Source organism: Streptomyces sp. JHA26, from assembly GCF_002005565.1.
Lineage (GTDB): Bacteria > Actinomycetota > Actinomycetes > Streptomycetales > Streptomycetaceae > Streptomyces.
This window is the reverse complement of sequence record NZ_BDJC01000035.1, coordinates 1-16,017: the sequence shown is the minus strand read 5'-3', so window position 1 is coordinate 16,017 and position 16,017 is coordinate 1. Positions and strand designations below refer to the sequence as shown.

The 16,017-nt window shown below is 71.4% G+C and carries 15 protein-coding genes and 2 tRNA genes; 9 read left to right on the top strand and 8 right to left on the bottom strand.

All coding sequences use genetic code 11. From position 1 onward, the window contains the following. Positions 1-23 precede the first annotated feature (23 nt). On the bottom strand, positions 24-518 hold the full coding sequence (locus JHAT_RS21305; protein ID WP_171990996.1) for a DUF3830 family protein: 495 nt from the start codon (positions 516-518) through the stop codon (positions 24-26). A gap of 107 nt (positions 519-625) precedes the next feature. On the opposite strand from JHAT_RS21305, the gene ehuB reads away from it, so the two are divergent. From ehuB to JHAT_RS21275, 6 genes are all read left to right on the top strand, one after another. Next, positions 626-1,555 carry an ectoine/hydroxyectoine ABC transporter substrate-binding protein EhuB gene (gene ehuB, locus JHAT_RS21300; protein ID WP_077799840.1) on the top strand — a complete coding sequence of 310 codons (930 nt, stop codon included), beginning with the start codon at positions 626-628 and terminating at the stop codon, positions 1,553-1,555. After that, positions 1,552-2,256: an ectoine/hydroxyectoine ABC transporter permease subunit EhuC gene (ehuC, locus tag JHAT_RS21295; protein WP_077799891.1), complete on the top strand. Its 705-nt coding sequence runs from the start codon at positions 1,552-1,554 to the stop codon at positions 2,254-2,256. Before ehuB ends, ehuC begins: the two co-directional genes overlap by 4 nt. Further along, positions 2,253-2,903, top strand: coding sequence for an ectoine/hydroxyectoine ABC transporter permease subunit EhuD (ehuD, locus tag JHAT_RS21290; RefSeq protein WP_077799839.1), 651 nt, complete (start codon positions 2,253-2,255; stop codon positions 2,901-2,903). The genes ehuC and ehuD overlap by 4 nt, the downstream gene beginning before the upstream one ends. Further along, positions 2,893-3,678, top strand: a complete 786-nt coding sequence (gene ehuA, locus JHAT_RS21285) for an ectoine/hydroxyectoine ABC transporter ATP-binding protein EhuA (RefSeq protein ID WP_077799838.1) — start codon at positions 2,893-2,895, stop codon at positions 3,676-3,678. The genes ehuD and ehuA overlap by 11 nt, the downstream gene beginning before the upstream one ends. Before the next feature lie 202 nt (positions 3,679-3,880). Next, positions 3,881-4,639: an IclR family transcriptional regulator gene (locus tag JHAT_RS21280; protein ID WP_171990995.1), complete on the top strand. Its 759-nt coding sequence runs from the start codon at positions 3,881-3,883 to the stop codon at positions 4,637-4,639. Between the two features lie 98 nt (positions 4,640-4,737). Beyond that, positions 4,738-4,811 (top strand) — tRNA-Lys (locus JHAT_RS21275). A 52-nt stretch (positions 4,812-4,863) separates the two neighbouring features. On the opposite strand, the gene JHAT_RS21270 is transcribed toward JHAT_RS21275, so the two are convergent. The 3 genes from JHAT_RS21270 to JHAT_RS21260 all read right to left on the bottom strand — a co-directional run bounded on the left by JHAT_RS21270 (position 4,864) and on the right by JHAT_RS21260 (position 8,000). After that, a complete protein-coding gene (locus tag JHAT_RS21270) occupies positions 4,864-5,469 on the bottom strand; it encodes a lytic polysaccharide monooxygenase (RefSeq protein ID WP_077799836.1) in 606 nt (201 codons plus the stop codon). Between the two features lie 155 nt (positions 5,470-5,624). Further along, positions 5,625-6,842 carry an SPFH domain-containing protein gene (locus JHAT_RS21265; RefSeq protein ID WP_077799835.1) on the bottom strand — a complete coding sequence of 406 codons (1,218 nt, stop codon included), beginning with the start codon at positions 6,840-6,842 and terminating at the stop codon, positions 5,625-5,627. Between the two features lie 69 nt (positions 6,843-6,911). Continuing rightward, on the bottom strand, positions 6,912-8,000 hold the full coding sequence (locus JHAT_RS21260; protein WP_077799834.1) for a peptidoglycan-binding protein: 1,089 nt from the start codon (positions 7,998-8,000) through the stop codon (positions 6,912-6,914). Between the two features lie 199 nt (positions 8,001-8,199). Here JHAT_RS21260 and JHAT_RS21255 point away from each other — a divergent pair. The 3 genes from JHAT_RS21255 to JHAT_RS21245 all read left to right on the top strand — a co-directional run bounded on the left by JHAT_RS21255 (position 8,200) and on the right by JHAT_RS21245 (position 12,564). Further along, positions 8,200-8,273: transfer RNA gene (locus JHAT_RS21255), tRNA-Lys, on the top strand. Positions 8,274-8,560: 287 nt separating this feature from the next. After that, a complete protein-coding gene (locus JHAT_RS21250) occupies positions 8,561-10,630 on the top strand; it encodes a glycosyltransferase family 2 protein (protein ID WP_077799833.1) in 2,070 nt (689 codons plus the stop codon). Continuing rightward, a complete protein-coding gene (locus tag JHAT_RS21245) occupies positions 10,627-12,564 on the top strand; it encodes a kelch motif-containing protein (RefSeq protein WP_077799832.1) in 1,938 nt (645 codons plus the stop codon). Before JHAT_RS21250 ends, JHAT_RS21245 begins: the two co-directional genes overlap by 4 nt. A gap of 88 nt (positions 12,565-12,652) precedes the next feature. On the opposite strand, the gene JHAT_RS21240 is transcribed toward JHAT_RS21245, so the two are convergent. From JHAT_RS21240 to JHAT_RS21225, 4 genes are all read right to left on the bottom strand, one after another. Further along, positions 12,653-13,690 carry a glycoside hydrolase family 6 protein gene (locus tag JHAT_RS21240; RefSeq protein ID WP_077799831.1) on the bottom strand — a complete coding sequence of 346 codons (1,038 nt, stop codon included), beginning with the start codon at positions 13,688-13,690 and terminating at the stop codon, positions 12,653-12,655. Positions 13,691-13,740: 50 nt separating this feature from the next. Continuing rightward, complete coding sequence (locus JHAT_RS21235) at positions 13,741-14,430, bottom strand: class F sortase (RefSeq protein WP_077799830.1); 690 nt, start codon at positions 14,428-14,430, stop codon at positions 13,741-13,743. Between the two features lie 2 nt (positions 14,431-14,432). Then, entirely contained in the window at positions 14,433-14,999 is a 567-nt protein-coding gene (locus tag JHAT_RS21230; protein WP_077799829.1) for a hypothetical protein, read from the bottom strand. A gap of 103 nt (positions 15,000-15,102) precedes the next feature. Then, positions 15,103-15,882, bottom strand: coding sequence for an HAD-IIA family hydrolase (locus JHAT_RS21225; protein ID WP_077799828.1), 780 nt, complete (start codon positions 15,880-15,882; stop codon positions 15,103-15,105). Between the last annotated feature and the right edge of the window lie 135 nt (positions 15,883-16,017).

Sequence of the window (16,017 nt, the reverse complement as noted above, 5' to 3'; positions counted from 1 at the left end):
CGGGGCGCCTCCCCTGCCCGCGGCTACCTGCGGCGGAAGCTCAGGGTTTCTCCCGCTGCTCCCGTGCGCCACAGGTCGTTGCAGGACTCGGCCATCGGGGGCAGGCCCTCGACGACCTCGCCCCATACGGTGCCCGGTACCCAGCCGACGTCGCCGTTGAGCAGCAGGTTGTTGCGCTCGTAGAACAGGGCCAGGTCGACGAGGGTGGTGCCGGGGTGGACCTCGCGGTCGTAGCCGTACGCCCTGGTGCCCAACTCGGCGCCCGCGAAGGCGAAATAGCACAGGTCGCCCGGGATGGGCGTGACGGTCGGGTTCTCCAGCGGTGGCTCCTCCGCCGCGAAGGGCGGGAAGAGGGCGTAGATCTCGTTACGGGCGTATTTGGCGTGGTACACGTCGCCGGCCAGGGGGAGCGCGTTCCAGACGGCCGCGCAGGTGAGCGGGGCCCGTTCGTCCAGCAGTCGGGCCGTGCACGTGATTCCGCGGGTGACCAGCGAGACTTCGATGTAGCGATCGGCCATGCCCTCCATGGCAGTGGGCCGGGGCGCCGAGGTCAAGGGTGGCAGGCCGACGTATCGGACCGAAAAAGATCGGCATAACCTTCGGGGCTTCGGGTAGCTGCGCGCCCATGGCTCCACCACACAGAACCCCTCCATGGGGCATATCCGTCCGAAGGCCCGGGAGTTCGGGGCCCACTCGCCGAACGCTGCTCGCGGGGGTCGCGGCGCTCGGCGCACTGGGGGCCGCCGGCTGCTCGCGGGTCGCCACCGCGTCCGACGTGAAGGGTGGTGACCTGCTCGACCGGCTGCGGGCGCAGGGCGTGGCCCGGCTCGGCATCGCGGGCGAGATCCCCTTCGGGTACATCGACAAGAACGGGGAGCTGACCGGCGAGGCGCCGGAGCTGGCGAAGGTCGTCTTCAAGCGGCTCGGGGTGGACCGGGTGCAGCCGGTGCCGACGGAGTTCGGCTCCCTCATCCCGGGGCTGGCGTCGCAGCAGTTCGACGTCGTGGCGGCGGGGATGTACATCAACCCGGACCGCTGCGAGCAGGTCGTCTTCTCCGACCCCGACTACCAGATGCTCGACTCCTTCATCGTGCGCAAGGGCAACCCGCTGGGCCTGCGCAACTACCAGGACGTCGTGGAGAAGAAGGCCAGGTTCGCGACCGGCACCGGCTACGCCGAGATCCAGTACGCGGTGGAGGCCGGGTACGAGGAGGGCGACATCCTGATCGTCCCCGACCAGGTGGCCGGTCTCAACGCCGTCGAGGCCGGGCGCGTGGACGTCTTCGCGGGTACGGCGCTGACCACCCGCGAGGTGGTGAAGAAGTCGAGCAAGGCCGAGGTGACGGAGGCGTTCAAGCCGCTCGTGGGCGGCAAGCCGCACGTCGACGGCGGTGGTTTCGCCTTCCGGCCGACCGAGACCAATCTGCGGGACGCCTTCAACGTCGAGCTCCGCAAGCTCAAGGAGAGCGGTGAACTGCTCCGCATCCTCAAGCCGTTCGGGTTCACCGAGGACGAGATGACCGATCTGACCGCGAAGGAGCTGTGCGGCGGATGACATCCGGACTGTGGGAACTCGTACTGCGGGGCGTCTGGGTCACGGTCCAGCTGCTCTTCTTCAGCGCGCTGCTGGCGACCGCCGTCTCCTTCGTGGTCGGCGTCGCGCGCACCCACCGGCTGTGGATCGTCCGCTTCCTCGCGGGCTTCTACACCGAGGTGTTCCGCGGCACCTCCGCGCTGGTGATGATCTTCTGGGTGTTCTTCGTGCTGCCGCCGGCCTTCGGCTGGCAGCTGGTGCCGATGTGGGCGGGCACGCTGGCGCTGGGCCTGACCTACGGGGCGTACGGCTCCGAGATCGTGCGCGGCGCGCTCGCCGCGGTGGACCCGGCACAGCAGGAGGGCGGCATCGCCCTGAGCTTCACGCCCTGGCAGCGGATGAGGCTGATCCTGCTGCCGCAGGCGGTGCCGGAGATGATCCCGCCCTTCTCCAACCTGCTGATCGAGCTGCTCAAGGGCACCGCCCTGGTGTCGATCATGGGCATGGGCGACCTGGCCTTCAGCGGCAACCTGGTGCGCCTGGCGCTCCAGGAGAGCGCGGAGATCTACACGTACGTCCTGCTGATCTACTTCGTGATCGCCTTCCTGCTCACGCGGGGGATGCGCGGTCTGGAGAAGAAGCTGAAGGCGGGCGTCGGGAAGGCGGTCCCGAAGGGGAGGACCGTCGCCCCTGAGCCGGCCGGGATCGGGGGTGCCCGATGACGTGGGACTGGAACGCGGTCTCCGAGTTCATGCCGCACTTCTGGGACGGCCTGCTGGTCACCCTGCAGATCCTGGTGCTCGGCTCGCTGATCTCCTTCGCGCTGGGCCTGGTGTGGGCGCTGCTGATGCGGGTGCCCTCGCGCTGGGTGACCTGGCCGGTCGGGGTGGTCACGGAGTTCGTGCGCAACACCCCGCTGCTGGTCCAGCTGTTCTTCCTCTTCTACGTGCTGCCCGAGTGGGGCGTGACCGCCTCGGCGCTGACCACCGGCGTGATCGGCATCGGCCTGCACTACTCGACGTACACGATGCAGGTCTACCGGGCCGGCATCGAGGCGGTGCCGGTCGGCCAGTGGGAGGCCGCGACGGCGCTGAACCTGCCGCTCGGGCGGACGTGGACCGCGGTGATCCTGCCGCAGGCCGTCCGCCGGGTGGTGCCCGCCCTCGGCAACTACGTGATCTCGATGCTGAAGGACACGCCGCTGCTGATGGCGATCACGGTGCTGGAGATGCTCGGCGAGGCACGGCTGTTCTCCCAGCAGAACTTCCAGTTCACCGAGCCCCTGACGGTGATCGGCGTGGCCTTCGTCATCGTCTCCTACCTGGCCTCCCTTGCCCTGCGAGCCCTGGAGCGACGCCTTGCCCACTGACACCCTCCCCCATCCCGAGAAGAGTCCCGAGCGCAGCACCGGCGAGCTGATCCGCCTGGAGCAGGTCACCAAGCGGTTCGGGGACAACACCGTCCTCGACCACCTGGACTTCTCCGTCGACGCGGGCAAGCACGTCACGTTGATCGGTCCGTCCGGGTCGGGCAAGACGACGATCCTGCGGCTGCTGATGACGCTGCTCAAGCCCGACGAGGGCACCATCACCGTGGACGGGCAGAAGCTCTTCCCGGCGACCGAGAAGGAGCGCCGCGAGGCCCGCAAGCAGATCGGGATGGTGTTCCAGCAGTTCAACCTGTTCCCGAACATGAGCGTGCTGCGCAACATCACCGAGGCGCCGGTCACCGTGCTCGGCATGTCCAGGGACGAGGCGGTGGAGCGCGCCAAGGGCCTGCTCGACATGGTGGGCCTGGCCGACAAGTGCGACGCCCGCCCGGCCCAGCTCTCCGGCGGCCAGCAGCAGCGGGTGGCGATCGCCCGGGCGCTGGCGATGCGGCCCAAGGTGCTGCTGCTGGACGAGGTGACCTCCGCGCTGGACCCGGAGCTGGTCGCCGGCGTCCTCGACCTGCTGCGGGACATCGCGCGCAGCACCGACATCACCATGCTCTGCGTGACCCACGAGATGAACTTCGCCCGGGACATCTCGGACCAGGTCCTGATGTTCGACTCGGGACGGGTCATCGAGGCCGGTGCGCCGGAGAAGATCTTCAGCGAGCCGGAGCACGACCGGACCCGGGAGTTCCTCAGCGCGGTGCTGTGAGAACAGGGCCTGCCCCGACGCCCCGACGCCCGAGGCCGGGGCGACGGGGCAGGCCCCTGGCATGTGCCAGAGGGTCGGCGCCACGGCCGGGAGGCCCGCGTTCTCGCCGACGTCCCCTCTGCGGGGGCCGCCCGGCGGCTATCGTGAGGAGGACCCGCTGTCCGGACCAGGGCCTTCGAAGCGAGCGCAGGGGGAGACCACCGTGGCGCTGCAGCACAAGCCGACCGCGTCGTACCACTCGGTCCAGGACGCCCTGCGCGTCCTGGAGACGGTGGCGCGGCACAGCACCGGAATCACCGACACCGAACTCGCCCGGCAGTCCGGCCTCGGCCGGGAGCGGCTGACCCCGCTCCTGCGCATGCTGCGCCGCGAGGGCTACGTCGAGCAGACCGCCGACGGGACCTGCGTCACGGGCGCGGCCCTGGCCCGCCTGGGCTCGGCGCACGGCCGCGAGGAGGCCCTGCGCGACACGCTCCAGCACACCCTGGACCGGCTGCGCGACTCGGTGGGCGCCGCCGTCTACCTCAGCCGGTACGTCGACGGCGAGGTCAGCGTCACCCAGTACGCCGACAGTCCGGCCGCTCCCCGGGTGAACGAGTGGGTGGACTTCCGCGTCTCGGCGCACGCCACCGCGGTCGGCAAGAGCCTGCTGACCCAGCTGGACCACGCCGGGCGCCGCGACCACCTCGCCCGGCACCGGATGGCCCGGCTGACCTCCCGCACGATCACGAGCGACCGCCTGCTGCTGTCCCGGCTGGAGTCGCAGCCGCCCACGGTGCCCGTGCTCGACCTCCAGGAGTACGCGGTGGGCACGGTCTGCGCGGCCGTGCCGCTGACGGCCGGTTCCGCCGCGGGCTGCCTGGCCCTGTCCCTGCCCGTCGCGCACGCGCACCGGCTGCGGCGGGCCGCGGACGCCCTGAACCGGGGCGCGGCACGGGTCCTGCTGCCGCTGGCGCTCTAGGCCGATCCGGTCCGCGTGACCGGTGGTCGTGAGCACCCCTGAGGACCAGGTAGTATTTTCCTCGTCGCCGACCGCGGGAAGCGGAAGGCGGGAGTCATGCGCCGCTAGCTCAGTTGGTTAGAGCAGCTGACTCTTAATCAGCGGGTCCGGGGTTCGAGTCCCTGGCGGCGCACAGAAGAGGGCCCCTCGCACACGCGAGGGGCCCTCCTTCGTGCGGAAGGCCGTCAGAAGGTCACGTCCGAGCAGGCGTAGAACGCGTTGCCCGTGTCGGCGACCGTCCACACCGACAGGATCACGTGGTGCCCGCTCAGCCCGGACGGCAGCGTGCCGCTGTGGGAGAGCGTGGCCGGCGGCTGCTTGCCGCCGTAGGGCACCGTGAAGAACGGCGTGAGGTTGAGGTCGGACCGGGACAGGGCGTGGTCCTGGTTCCAGCCCGGCTTGGTGACGTAGTACCGGAAGTCGGTCGTGGCGTGCCGGGCGGTGAACTGCCAGCGGAAGGTGTAGCTCTGTCCGCCGTTCACCTTGGTGGTCGGCCACGCCTGGCCGTTGGGCTGCCGGGGGGCGTCGAGCGAGGCGAACGTGCCGTGCCCCGCGGAGCAGATCTTCCCGTCGGCCGGTCCGGCGGCCGGGAAGCCCTTGGGTCCCTCGACGCTCTGCGGCTCCCACTGGATGGAGCCGCAGCCGGTGACGGTGCCGTTCTGGCACACCTTCTGCCGGCTGACGGGGAGGTCGGTGTAGCCGTGGCCGCTGGCGCCGGCGGACGAGAGCACCAGGGCGCCGGTGGTCGCGATGCCCACCGCGGCGGCGGACAGCTTGGTCCTTGTGCGCATACTGCTTCTCCTGTGACGTGGGGAGGGAAGTGCAGCGAACTTTCTTGGTCTAGACCAAGTCACAGGTTATGGCCGTGGATTGACCATGTCCATACCAATGGGAAACCCGGTCCGGGACCCGCCCCGGTCCCGCTCGGGCTCCACCCCGGCCCCGCTCACACCCCCGGCTCACCCCGTCCCGCGCAGAACGCCACCGTCAGGTCCTTCACCAGCACCTTGCGCTCGTAGTCGTCGAGTTCCACCAGCCCGCGCATCGTCAGCCGGGTCACCGTGTCCTCCACCGAGTCCACGACCGAGGTGAGCACGCTCGCCCGCTGCGCCGCGTCCAGCGCGGCGATCCGGCGCCGGTGCATCGCGGCGGCCACCTCCGGGGCGTACTCCACCCGGACCGGCCGCACCGAGAACACCTCCAGGCCGACCGGCGCCGCGTCCGCCGCCACCAGCCGGGTCAGCGTCTCCCCCGCCACGTCCGCCGCGCCGCGGACCGTGCCGGCCGGCTCCACCGGGACCCGGGCCAGCGCCGCCTCGACGCACTCGCGCAGGTACGCCTCGTGGTCCTCGACGCCCAGCGTGGCCCGCACGGTGTCCCGCACCCGCCAGACCACCAGCGTCACCGTCCTCAGCGGGACGCCGTTGCCGTCGGCCGCGGGCATCGGCTCGCTGCGCCAGTGCCGCAGCCGCACGTCGACCCGGCGGCGCAGGAACAGCGGGTTCACCCACATCAGGCCGGTGCGCCGGACGGTCCCCCGGTAGCGGCCGAACAGGCCGAGCACCCACGCCTGCCCGGTCCGGCCCCGGGCCAGCCCGCCGAAGCCGAACAGCCCCAGCGTCCCGGCGGCCACGTACGCCGCCCACTGCGCGGGACCGGGCCCGGCGCCCGCCCGCGCCGGCAGCCCCAGCGCCTCGGCGGCGAGCGGCGGCACGATTCCGGCCCACCAGGAGGTGACCGCGCAGCCCACCGCTCCGCAGACACCCGCGACCACACCGGCCGCGCCGGGCAGCACCCGGGCCGGACGCTCCGACAGTTCCGGGTCGACCGTGGCCACGGGCCGGGGCCGCGCCGCGGTGGGGCGCCGCAACCGCGGCTGCTCCCCCGTGCCCTGCCGGCGGCCGACGACCGCGGGCCGCAGCGGCACCGGCGACGGGGCGGGGTCGTCCCGGAACAGGAGGTGGACCGGGATCTCGGTGGTCGCCTCGTTGTGGATGATCCGCGTGGGCCGGGCCGCACCCTCCACCGGGCCACCGGGCCCGGGAGCCGGGGCGGGAGCCGGAGCCGGTGCCGGGGCCGCTTCCGGAACCGGTGCCGATGCCGGCTCCGGGACCGGTGCCGGCTCCGGGGTGGTCGAAGGTGTCGTCGAAGAGGTCGTACTCATGCGTGCTCCAGCCTCCGCGCCAGATGCGTCATGAACGGGTGATCACGAACGGTGACCCCGGGGGGCCGGTCACGAGAAGAGCCGTCGCCAGGTCTCCGGGCCCGGGCAGCCGTCCGCCGCGCCCCCGCGCCAGCCCTGGGCACGTTGGAAGGCCTCGACGTTCCGCCGGTCCGCCTCGCCCCAGCGCGGTCCCGGTCCGCTCGTGTAGTACGTGCCGAATCCTTTCCTCACCAGTTGTTCGCCGAGCCGGGTGACATACGGGTTGTCCGCGCCGGGGCGGAACATCGCCCGGCCCGGATAGCCGGGCACCCCGTGCGAGGCGGGCACCGCCCCACCCGCCGCGGCGGACGCCGTGCCGCCCGTCGCGGGCACCGCCTCACCCGCCGCGGTGGACGTCGTACCGCCCGCCGCGGACGTCGTGCCGTCCGTCACCCCCTTGTAGCGGTAGGGGAGGTACTTGGCGGAGTTGCTCCAGTAGGCGTAGGGCGTGGACAGCTTGCGGGTGTGCGGCGAGGTCTGCTCGTAGGCCGTGTAGGAGGTGCGCGTGCCGTCCGTCCAGCCGCCGAAGATCACCACGTGGGAGCCCGCCCGCGGGTGGGACGCGTTGTGGAAGAGCAGGATGTCGCCGGGCTGGAGCTCCTCCTCGGTGATCCGGTCCGCGAAGGCGCCGAGGCTCCCGGTCCATTCGTTCGTGGGCAGTTTCCAGGCCATCGACACGTAGCCCGAGCAGTCCTGCCGGTAACCGTCGGACCAGAAGGAGGACGTGCTGTAGGGCACCTTCGCGGTGACCCACTTCCTGGCCCGCGCGATGATGTCCGTACGGGTGATCGCGGGCAGCTTCGTACCGGCCGCGGGACTCGCGGGGCGGCCCGCCGGGCCGTGCAGCGGGGCCCGGAGCCCCTGCGGGGTGTCGCTCTCCTCGCCCGCGGGGACGCCGGGCCGGTGGAGGGCGTGGGCGGCCGGGGCCGCCGCCGCCTGGCCCGCGCCAAGAGCGGCGGCGGCGGTGGCCGCGGTGGCGACGGCGAGGACGCGGTGGGCGGCCGGATGGGCCGGGGCCCGGCCGGCCCGGGAGTGCGGCAGGACGCTGCGCCAGTGCCGGCACCCGGGGCAGTCGCAGTCGCTCACGGGATCGACTTCCTCGAATACCGGAGTCTCCATGCGATTCCCCTCACACTGCAGGTGAAAAAGTCCGCGTCGGTGTGCGCACCGGCGCACGGTGATCAGTTTCCCAACCGTCTTGTTCACGCGCATGTTGACGGTCCGAACGATGTACCCGGGTGGTGCGCACGGGGGACGCCCGCCACGGCCGTGGTCCGCGGCACCCGTCGGCGTCGGGTAGAGTTCTCCAGGTCAGCAGGCGCCGCTAGCTCAGTTGGTTAGAGCAGCTGACTCTTAATCAGCGGGTCCGGGGTTCGAGTCCCTGGCGGCGCACAGACGGTCGAAGGCCCTCCGTAGCACACGGAGGGCCTTCGGCGTACCCGGGGCCCGGGCCCCGGGCCCCTTGCGATCATGACGAACGCCGTAGAACCCTGGTCCGGTTGGGGGCCCGGGTGCCGTGGGGGGCATCATGCAACCGGGGGTCGCCGTTCCATGTCTATAAGGTGTGGATGCCGTGGTGACAGCAACCCACCACTGTGACGTCCGTGGAGGTCGTGGGGGACCGGGCGGACGAAGTAAGCGACCAAACGCGCGGTGACCCGCGTGTGGGGGGATGACTCATGACGTCGACGCCGACGGGCGCCGGGCAGGACCACGACCCGTCCCAGACCACCCAGCTCAGGGTGCCCGCGCACCGGACCTGGAACACCGGTTCGTTCCGCCGCATACGCAAGGCGCTGCCGAAGTACGACTACGAGCACTACAGCCGGCTCGCGGGTCCCCTCACCCAGCCGGACCCGCACAAGCCCTACAAGGTGCAGTACCGCTCGCTGCTCTCGCAGGAGCCGCACCGCATCCGGGTCGCCCTGATGCTGGTCGCGGCGCCGCTGCTCTCGGTGGTGCTGCTGGTCTGGCTGCTGCGGCCCGAGCACTGGACGGAGCGCGACTACCCGGCCTTCGACTGGCTGCCCGCGCTCGACATCGTGATGCTCGTCTCGATCGGCCTGATCGAGCTGTTCCGCTGCCTGAACGTGCTGTCGAACGCGCACGCCACGCTGGTCGCCCGGGACCCGGTGCCCGTGGTGCCCGAGACCGGCACCCGGGTCGCCTTCCTCACCTCCTTCGTGCCCGGCAAGGAGCCGCTGGAGATGGTCACGAAGACCCTGGAGGCGGCCGTCAAGATCCGTCACCGCGGTCTGATGCACGTCTGGCTCCTCGACGAGGGCGACGACCCCGAGGTGAAGGCGGTCTGCGAGCGCCTCGGCGTGCGCCACTTCTCCCGCAAGGGCGTCGCCAGGTGGAACACGGCCAAGGGCCCGCACCGCGCCAAGACCAAGCACGGCAACTACAACGCCTGGCTGGACGCGCACGGCGACGACTACGACTTCTTCGCCTCCGTCGACACCGACCACGTGCCGCTGCCGAACTACCTGGAGCGGATGCTCGGCTTCTTCCGCGACCCGGACGTCGGCTTCGTCATCGGCCCGCAGGTCTACGGCAACTACGACAACCCGATCACCAAGGCCGCCGAGTCGCAGCAGTTCCTCTTCCACGCGCTGATCCAGCGCGCGGGCAACCGCTACGGCGCGCCGATGTTCGTGGGCACCTCGAACGCGGTGCGCATCAAGGCGCTGAAGCAGATCGGCGGTCTGTACGACTCGATCACCGAGGACATGGCGACCGGCTTCGAGATCCACCGCCACAAGAACCCGGTCACCGGCCGCAAGTGGCGCTCGGTCTACACCCCGGACGTGCTCGCCGTCGGCGAGGGCCCGAACGCCTGGACGGACTTCTTCACCCAGCAGATGCGCTGGTCGCGAGGGACGTACGAGACGATCCTCAAGCAGTACTGGAAGGGCTGGTACTCGCTCCCGCCGAGCAAGCTCTTCAACTACACGATGATGATCATCTTCTACCCGATGTCGGCCCTGAACTGGATCCTGGCGGCGCTGAGCTGCGCGCTGTTCCTGGGCGCCGGCGCCTCGGGCGTGAACATCGACCCGGTGGTCTGGCTGATGCTCTACGGCAACGCCTCCGCCCTGCAGATCGGCCTGTACGTCTGGAACCGCCGCCACAACGTCTCGCCGCACGAGCCGGAGGGCTCCGGCGGTGTGGCCGGCATGGTGATGTCCGCGCTGTCGGCGCCGCTGTACGCCAAGGCGCTCGTCGACTCCGTGCTGCGCCGCAAGAGCAAGTTCGTGGTCACGCCCAAGGGCGACTCGGCGAGCCCGGACACCCTGTTCGGGACCTTCCGGTACCACTGGTACTTCATCGTGATCTTCGGTGCCTCGATCGCCGCCGGGATCACCCTCGGCCACTCGCACCCCGCCATGATCATCTGGGCGACGTTCGCGCTGCTGATCACCGCCTCGCCGATCTTCGCCTGGCGGCACTCCCTGCGGGAGGCGAGGAAGAAGCCCGCCTCGAAGGCCCCCGCGGCCCCGCAGCCCCGGCCCGAGGACGCGGCGCCCGCGGGCCCGTACCCGCACCAGACGCCGCCGGGGCAGGACGCCCCCCACGGAGCGCACGGTGCGTACGGCGCCCACGGTGCGTACGGCGCACACGCCGCGCCCGGCGTCCACGGCGCGCACGCGCCGCAGCAGAAGCCCAGCTGGGCCGCCTCCCCCGACGGGGAGAGCGACCAGACCATGCAGATCGCCCTTGGTGGACTTGGGGGACGTAAGGAATGAAGGACCGTGCCGGCCGCCGCCGGGCCCGTCGCTTCGCGATAGGCACGGCGGTGGTAGTAGCGCTGGCCGGGATGAACGGGCCGTGGCTCTACCGCTTCGGAACCGAGAAATACCACCAGTACAAGATCAACAAGCCGGAGTACAAGGCCGCCAACGGCAAGTGGGAGATCATCGAGTTTCCCGAGGAGTACCGGCAGAACACCATCCACGCGGCGCTGCTGCGCACCGGCAAGGTGCTGCTCGTCGCGGGGTCGGGCAACAACCAGGACAACTTCGACGACAAGAAGTTCGACACCCGGATCTGGGACCCGGTCAAGGGGACCATCAAGAAGGTGCCGACGCCCGCCGACCTGTTCTGCACCGGCCACACCCAGCTCGCCAACGGCAACCTGCTGATCGCGGGCGGCACCAAGCGGTACGAGAAGCTCAAGGGTGACGTCACCAAGGCCGGCGGCCTGATGATCGTCCACAACGAGAACCCGGACAAGCCGATCACGCTGCCCGCGGGCACCAGGTTCACCGGCAAGGGGAACGGCAAGACGTTCGTCTCCAAGGACCCGGTGCTGGTGCCGCGCGCGAAGAAGGTCTTCGACCCGGTGACCGGCGAGTACCTGCGCAACGACCCGGGCCTGGGCCGGATCTACGTCGAGGCGCAGAAGAGCGGCGCCGCGTACGAGACGGGCACCCAGGACAACTACACCGTCGAGGGCCTGTCGGGCGCGGACGCGCGCAACACCTACGGCATCGCGCAGAAGCTCGCCCTCGACAAGAAGGACTTCCAGGGGATCCGGGACGCCTTCGAGTTCGACCCGGTCGCCGAGAAGTACATCAAGGTCGACCCGATGCACGAGGCCCGCTGGTACCCGACGCTCACCACCCTGAGCGACGGCAAGATCCTCAGCGTCTCCGGCCTCGACGACATCGGCCAGCTGGTCCCGGGCAAGAACGAGGTCTACGACCCGAAGACCAGGAAGTGGACCTACACCGACGAGGTCCGCCAGTTCCCGACGTACCCGGCGCTGTTCCTGATGCAGAACGGCAAGGTCTTCTACTCGGGTTCGAACGCCGGCTACGGCCCCGACGACGTCGGGCGCGACCCGGGCGTCTGGGACGTGGAGACCAACAAGTTCACCAAGATCCCCGGCATGAGCGACCCGAACATGCTGGAGACCTCGGGCACCGTGCTGCTGCCTCCGGCGCAGGACGAGAAGTACATGGTGATCGGCGGCGGCGGGGTCGGCGAGTCCAAGCTGTCCAGCGAGAAGACCCGCATCGTCGACCTGAAGGCGGACGACCCGAAGTTCGTGGACGGGCCGTCGCTGGAGAAGGGCACGCGCTATCCGCAGGCCTCGATCCTGCCCGACGACAGCGTGCTGGTCTCCGGCGGCTCGGAGGACTACCGGGGCCGCAGCGACTCCAACATCCTCCAGGCGCGGCTGTACCACCCGGATACCAACACGTTCGAGCGGGTCGCCGACCCGCTGGTGGGCCGCAACTACCACTCGGGGTCGATCCTGCTGCCCGACGGGCGCCTGATGTTCTTCGGCTCGGACTCGCTGTACGCCGACAAGGCCAACACCAAGCCGGGCAAGTTCGAGCAGCGCATCGAGATCTACACGCCGCCGTACCTGTACCGGGACTCGCGGCCCGACCTGTCGAGCGGCCCGGAGACCATCGCGCGCGGCGGGTCGGGGACGTTCACCTCGCGGGCGGCCTCGACGATCAAGAAGGTGCGGCTGATCCGGCCGAGCGCCTCGACGCACGTCACGGACGTCGACCAGCGGTCCATCGCCCTGGACTTCACGGCGGAGGGGGACAAGCTGACGGTGACCGTGCCGAAGGGCAGGAACCTGGTGCAGTCGGGGTGGTACATGCTGTTCGCCACGGACGGCGAGGGAACGCCTTCCAAGGCGCAGTGGGTGCGCGTGCCCTGACGCCGCGCCGCATGCGACGAGGTCCCCGCGCCCGAAGGGCGCGGGGACCTCGTCGTCGGCCGGACGCCCCGGGTGCGGGGCCGTGCCGTCAGCCGGTTCCCCCGGCCAGCTCCAGGGCGTAGTCCGTCCACCACACGCCCGCCCTCGGGCCGCCCTTGCACTCGCCGTCGGACTCGCCGGGGCGCTTGATCCACAGGTAGGCGTCGACCAGGGGGTCGGCCGTCCTGACGGTCGGGGTCTCGCCGAGGGCGCGGCCCGGCGGGTTGCACCAGCGCTCGTCCGGGGCGCCCTCGGTGTAGGGGCCGTTGCCGTTGCGGCTGGTGTCGACGACGAAGTGCTTGCCGCCCACCTTGGCGGAGAGCTGCTTGCCGTAGGCGATGGAGTCCTCGGTGCTGTAGAAGTTCGACACGTTGACCGCGAAGCCGTCGGCCTGGTCGATGCCGGCCCACTTGAGCGGCTCGAATATCTGGTCGGGGCGGCCCCAGCCGGCGTTGCCCGCGTCCAGGTAGACCTTGGTGTTCTTCAGCGCCGCGAGCTTGGCGACGGCACCCTTGAGGAGGTCGTAGCGCTCCTCGTGGAACTGGTCCGGCGTGCAGCCGTCGACCAGGTGGAGCACCGCGTCCGGTTCCAGGACGACGGTGGCGGCGCGGTCGCCGATGCCCTTGGCCACGTCGTCGATGAACTTCCGGTAGGTGTCGCCGTCGGCGGCGCCGCCCTGCGAGTACTGGCCGCAGTCGCGGCGCGGGATGTTGTAGAGGACGAGCAGCGCGGTGCGTCCGGCCTTGTCGGCGGCCTCGGTGAAGCCGCGGGCCTGTTCCTCCGGGTTCTCCGGGCTGATCCACTCGCCGGTCGGCTGCTGGGCGATCCTGCGGATCAGGGCGGCCTGGTCCTTCTTCCCGGCCCTCTCCAGGGACTCCACCTGCTGGGCCGCGTTGCTGCCGGGGTTGACCCAGAACGGGTCGGTCTCCTCGGGCTGCTGGGTGATCTTCGCCCCCACCTCCTCGGGGGCGCCCTTGTCCTCGCCGTCGCCGGACGAGGAGCACCCCGCGACCAGCAGTGCCGCCCCCAGCAGCGCTACGGACGCCCGCCTCGCGGCCGCCGCCCCGGCCCCCCTGCTGCCGTACATCCAGCCCCCCTCGGTGCCCTGTTCGAGGGCTCAATCCTGACACACGAAGGTCATGAGCCGGTGCCCGTGAGGTACGCCGAGACGACCACGTTGGCCGTGTAGCCGCCGGTGGCGCGGTCGAAGGTGCCGCCGCAGGTGATCAGCCGCAGCTCGGCCCGTCCCGCGTCGTGCGGCCCGTAGGCCTGCCGGGCGTCGAAGCCGTCGCGGTCGAGGACCTGGACGTCGTCGACGGTGAACTCGGCGGCCTCGGCGCCGGCGCGGACCACCCGGATCGTCTCGCCGGGTTCCAGGGTGCTGAGCTTGTAGAAGACGGCGGGGCGGGTCTCGGTGTCGACGTGTCCGACCATCAGCGCGGTCCCGGCCGCCCCGGGGGCCGCACCGGCCGCGTACCAGCCGACGGCGCCGGCCCGGTCGAAGGGGGGCGGCTCGATCGCGCCCTTCGCGTCGAGGTCGCGCGCCAGCACCGGGGCGCTGATGCCGAGTTCCGGGACGTCGAGCCGCTCGGGCGGGGCGTCGCCGAGGGGGGCGTGGGCGGGGGGAAGCGGTGTGCCGGGGGGCCGTCCGGCCGCCGCCATGTCGCCGGTGGCCGGACGGGACACGCCCTCGCGCACGTCGGTGGCCTCGCGGCCCCACAGCCACAGTCCGAGGAGCAGCACCACCCAGGCGGTGCCGCTCACCAGGCGGCCGGGGCCGACGGGGGGTATGTGTTCCGGTTCCCGGTGTCGATCGTGGTCGGACATGGTCAGTCCGTCCTGCGGCTCCGGCTGCGCACCCCGCGCAGCCCCACGGCGACGGCGGCGATCCCGGCGAGCGCCAGGCCGGTCACGGTGTGCGCGGTGCCGGGGGGATCGACGCGCGCCCCGTCCCCGGTGTCCGGCGCGGCCAGTTCCGCGGTGCCGCCGCCGCCCGCGTCGACGGGGGCGACGGGGGAGGCGGGCGCGGACGGGCGGTGCTCCGTGCGATGCGGTCCGCCGACGGTGATGGTGCCCTGGCGGGCGTCCCGGCCGCACGTGACCCGCACGGCGTAGGCGCCGGCCGCCGCCGTGGTGCGGACCTGGCTGGAACCGACGAGGACGCCGTCCCCGGCGGCCGCGGAGAGCCGCACGTCCGACTCGAACGCCGCCGACACGGCGACGGCCGTCCGCTCGGTGCAGTCGGGCACACGGAGCGTGACGTCGGTGCCGGGAGCGGGGGAGGACGGAGCCACCGACACCCCGGTCCCGTCCGCCGCGTACGCCGCCGGTGCGACCGGCGCGCACACCGCGGCCAGCGCGGCTCCGGCACAGAGAGTTACCTTCAGCGAGCCCATCGTGTACCTCCAGTCACCTGGAGACTCCCCCGCGAGGGCCGCCCCCGCATCCGGTGCGGGGGCGGTGTTGCGCCGAACGGGCGACGCGGGGGACGCGGGGGTTTCAGATCCGCTCGACGAGGTCCGCGATGGAGTCGACGACCTCGGACGGCCGGTACGGGAAGTCCTCGATCTGCTCGGGCCGGGTCAGGCCGGTGAGCACCAGGAAGGTCTGCATCCCGGCCTCCATGCCGGCCAGCACGTCGGTGTCCATGCGGTCGCCGATCATCGCGCTGGACTCGGAGTGGGCGCCGATCGCGTTGAGCCCGGTGCGCATCATCAGCGGGTTGGGCTTGCCCGCGAAGTAGGGCTGCTTGCCGGTCGCCTTGGTGATCAGCGCGGCCACCGCGCCGGTCGCCGGGAGCGGGCCCTCGGCGGAGGGACCGGTCTCGTCGGGGTTGGTGCAGATGAACCGGGCGCCGGCGTTGATCAGCCGCACCGCCTTCGTCATGGCCTCGAAGGAGTAGGTGCGGGTCTCGCCGAGGACCACGTAGTCGGGGTCGTGGTCGGTGAGGATGTAGCCGATGTCGTGCAGGGCGGTGGTCAGTCCGGCCTCGCCGATGACGTACGCCGAGCCGCCGGGCCGCTGGTCGTCCAGGAACTGGGCGGTGGCCAGCGCCGAGGTCCAGATGGACTCGACCGGCACCTCCAGGCCCATGCGGCGCAGCCGGGCGTGCAGGTCGCGCGGGGTGTAGATCGAGTTGTTGGTCAGGACGAGGAAGGGCCTGCCGGACTCGCGCAGCTTCTTGACGAAGGCGTCGGCGCCGGGGATCGGGACGCCCTCGTGGATGAGCACCCCGTCCATGTCGGTGAGCCAGGACTCGATGGGCTTGCGGTCTGCCATGTGCGGGATCTCCTGCCGTACGCGGTCCAGCGTGCTCCTCAGCCTAAACAGAGCGGGATCTTGGGGGAACGGCCGTCTCAGCCGCCGGTGGCCCCGCCCGGCGCGCGGGCCTCGCCGGGCGGCCGGGGGCCGTCG

What these genes read in the sequence shown, in the direction of transcription:
- JHAT_RS21305 (WP_171990996.1), bottom strand. Translation starts at nt 518, where the DNA reads ATGGCCGATCGCTACATCGAAGTCTCGCTGGTCACCCGCGGAATCACG.
- ehuB (WP_077799840.1), top strand. Translation starts at nt 626, where the DNA reads ATGGCTCCACCACACAGAACCCCTCCATGGGGCATATCCGTCCGAAGG.
- ehuC (WP_077799891.1), top strand. Translation starts at nt 1,552, where the DNA reads ATGACATCCGGACTGTGGGAACTCGTACTGCGGGGCGTCTGGGTCACG.
- ehuD (WP_077799839.1), top strand. Translation starts at nt 2,253, where the DNA reads ATGACGTGGGACTGGAACGCGGTCTCCGAGTTCATGCCGCACTTCTGG.
- JHAT_RS21270 (WP_077799836.1), bottom strand. Translation starts at nt 5,469, where the DNA reads ATGCGCACAAGGACCAAGCTGTCCGCCGCCGCGGTGGGCATCGCGACC.
- JHAT_RS21265 (WP_077799835.1), bottom strand. Translation starts at nt 6,842, where the DNA reads ATGAGTACGACCTCTTCGACGACACCTTCGACCACCCCGGAGCCGGCA.
- JHAT_RS21260 (WP_077799834.1), bottom strand. Translation starts at nt 8,000, where the DNA reads ATGGAGACTCCGGTATTCGAGGAAGTCGATCCCGTGAGCGACTGCGAC.
- JHAT_RS21250 (WP_077799833.1), top strand. Translation starts at nt 8,561, where the DNA reads ATGACGTCGACGCCGACGGGCGCCGGGCAGGACCACGACCCGTCCCAG.
- JHAT_RS21245 (WP_077799832.1), top strand. Translation starts at nt 10,627, where the DNA reads ATGAAGGACCGTGCCGGCCGCCGCCGGGCCCGTCGCTTCGCGATAGGC.
- JHAT_RS21240 (WP_077799831.1), bottom strand. Translation starts at nt 13,690, where the DNA reads ATGTACGGCAGCAGGGGGGCCGGGGCGGCGGCCGCGAGGCGGGCGTCC.
- JHAT_RS21235 (WP_077799830.1), bottom strand. Translation starts at nt 14,430, where the DNA reads ATGTCCGACCACGATCGACACCGGGAACCGGAACACATACCCCCCGTC.
- JHAT_RS21230 (WP_077799829.1), bottom strand. Translation starts at nt 14,999, where the DNA reads ATGGGCTCGCTGAAGGTAACTCTCTGTGCCGGAGCCGCGCTGGCCGCG.
- JHAT_RS21225 (WP_077799828.1), bottom strand. Translation starts at nt 15,882, where the DNA reads ATGGCAGACCGCAAGCCCATCGAGTCCTGGCTCACCGACATGGACGGG.